Raw genomic sequence first — 2,574 nt, 5'->3', positions numbered from 1 at the left:
CAGTCGGCGCCCGGTATCGTGCGCACCGCGCTGTGCGCCGAGCCGCGCGAGGGGCGGCTGTATCTGTTTATGCCGCCGCTCAGCCATCTCGAAGAGTACCTGGAGCTGGTCGCGGCGATCGAAGCGGTGGCCGCCGAACTCAACTGCCCGGTGCTGCTGGAGGGCTACGAGCCGCCGCAGGACCCGCGTCTGCAGTATTTCCGCGTCACCCCCGACCCCGGGGTGATCGAGGTCAATATCCACCCGGCGGCCAGCTGGAGCGAGCTGGTCGAGCGCGGCGAGTTCCTCTACGAGGCGGCGCGGCAGTCACGCCTGAGTAGCGAGAAATTCATGCTCGACGGCCGCCACACCGGCACCGGTGGCGGCAACCACTTCGTCCTCGGCGGCGCCACGCCGGCGGACTCGCCCTTCCTGCGCCGCCCCGATCTGCTGCGCAGCCTGATCGGCTACTGGCACAACCACCCGTCGCTGTCCTACCTGTTTTCCGGCCTGTTTATCGGCCCCACCTCGCAGGCGCCGCGGGTGGACGAGGCGCGCAACGACGCGCTGTACGAGCTGGAGATCGCCTTCGCGCAGATGCCCGAGCCGGGCCGCGACTGCCCACCCTGGCTGATCGACCGGCTGCTGCGCAACCTGCTGGTGGACGTCACCGGCAATACTCACCGCGCCGAGTTCTGCATCGACAAACTGTACTCGCCGGATGCGGCCAGCGGCCGCCTCGGTCTGCTCGAGCTGCGCGCCTTCGAGATGCCGCCGCACGCGCAGATGAGCCTGGCCCAGCAACTGCTGCTGCGCGCACTGATTGCGCGCTTCTGGCAGGAGCCCTACCGCCCGGCCAGGCTGGTGCGCTGGGGCACCGAGTTGCACGACCGTTTCCTCCTGCCGCACTTCGTCGAGCAGGACTTCGCCGACGTGCTGCAGGAGCTGGGCGCTTTCGGTTATCGCCTGCGCGGCGAGTGGTTCGCCCCGCATTTCGAGTTCCGTTTCCCCAAGGCCGGCGATTTCGCGGTCAAGGGCATCGAGCTGGAGCTGCGCCAGGCGCTGGAGCCCTGGCACGTGCTGGGTGAGGAGGGCGCCAGCGGCGGCACCGTGCGCTACGTCGACTCGTCGCTGGAGCGCATGCAGGTCAAGCTCGGCGGCATGGCGCCGGATCGCTATGTGCTGACCTGCAACGGCGTGCCGGTGCCGCTGCGGCCCACCGGCAAGGTCGGCGAGTTCGTCGGCGGCGTGCGCTTTCGCGCCTGGCAGCCGGCCAGCTGCCTGCAGCCGACCATCGGCGTGCACGCGCCGCTGGTGTTCGACCTGATCGACACCTGGATGCAGCGCTCGCTCGGCGGTTGCCAGTACCATGTGGCCCATCCCGGCGGGCGCAACTACGACAGCCTGCCGGTCAACGCCTACGAGGCCGAGAGCCGACGCCTGGCGCGCTTCTTCCGCCTCGGCCACAGCCCGGGCAAGCGCCCTGTCATGCAGCCGATCGACAATAATGAACTGCCGATGACCCTGGATTTGCGCCGCGTCTGACGCCCCCCCTCCCATTCATGGGAGAGGGGCCGGGGGAGAGGGCGGCCACGGCAAAGACCCTCTCCCCAACCCTCTCCCGCAAGCGGGAGCGGGGGCGCAAAGCCGCTTGCCCTGCCACTGCCGAGCCTGCCATGCCCGACCTGCTAGCCGACTACCCGCCGCCTGCCGGCGCCTACCACGAACTGCTCGACGCCCAGGGCAAGGTGCGCCCGCACTGGCGCCGCCTGTTCGAGCAGCTCTCGCGCAGCCGCCCGGAACAGCTGGCGCAGCGCGAGGCCATGCTGGCGCGGCAGATCCAGGAAAACGGCGTGACCTACAACGTCTACGCCGACCCCGACGGCGCCGACCGGCCCTGGGAGCTGGACCTGCTGCCCAACCTGATCCCGGCCGAGGAGTGGCAGCAGATCGCCGCCGGCGTGGCCCAGCGCGCGACGCTGCTCAACCGCGTGCTGGCCGATATCTACGGCCCGCAGAAGCTGATCGCCGATGGCCTGCTGCCGGCCGAGCTGGTGTTCGGCCACAACAACTTCCTCTGGCCCTGCCAGGGCCTGCAGGTGCCCGGCGGCACCTGGCTGCACCTCTACGCGGTGGACCTGGCGCGTGCGCCGGACGGGCGCTGGTGGGTCACCGCCGACCGCACCCAGGCGCCGTCGGGCGCCGGCTACGCGCTGGAGAACCGGCAGATCGTCTCGCGCGCCTTCCCCGAGCTGTACCGCGATCTGCGCGTGCAGTACCTGGCCGGCTTCTTCCGCACCCTGCAGGACAGCCTGGCGCGCCAGGCGCCGAGTGGCGGCGAGACGCCGCTGGTGGTGCTGCTGACCCCCGGGCGCTTCAACGAGAGCTATTTCGAGCACCTGTACCTGGCGCGCCAGCTCGGCTACCCGCTGGTCGAGGGCAGCGACCTGACCGTGCGCGACGCCACCCTCTACCTCAAGACCCTGGCCGGCCTGCGCCGGGTGCATGCGGTGCTGCGCCGCCTCGACGACGACTACTGCGATCCGCTGGAGCTGCGCACCGACTCGGCCCTCGGCGTGCCCGGCCTGCTCGAGG

2 protein-coding genes are annotated in these 2,574 nt (G+C 70.6%); both read left to right on the top strand.

Annotated elements, in window-relative coordinates; translation table 11 throughout:
- Nucleotides 1–1,524, top strand: a 1,524-nt coding sequence (locus N878_RS17475) for a transglutaminase family protein (RefSeq protein WP_021444890.1), incomplete at its 5' end; no start/stop codon positions are given.
- 131 nt (nucleotides 1,525–1,655) lie between these two features.
- Nucleotides 1,656–2,574: circularly permuted type 2 ATP-grasp protein (locus N878_RS17470; RefSeq protein WP_021444889.1), on the top strand; the 919-nt coding region annotated here is incomplete at its 3' end.

The organism is Pseudomonas sp. EGD-AK9 (assembly GCF_000465935.2).
Taxonomy (GTDB): domain Bacteria; phylum Pseudomonadota; class Gammaproteobacteria; order Pseudomonadales; family Pseudomonadaceae; genus Aquipseudomonas.
Note: the sequence above shows the minus strand (reverse complement) of the source record. Positions and strands in the feature narration are given on the sequence as shown.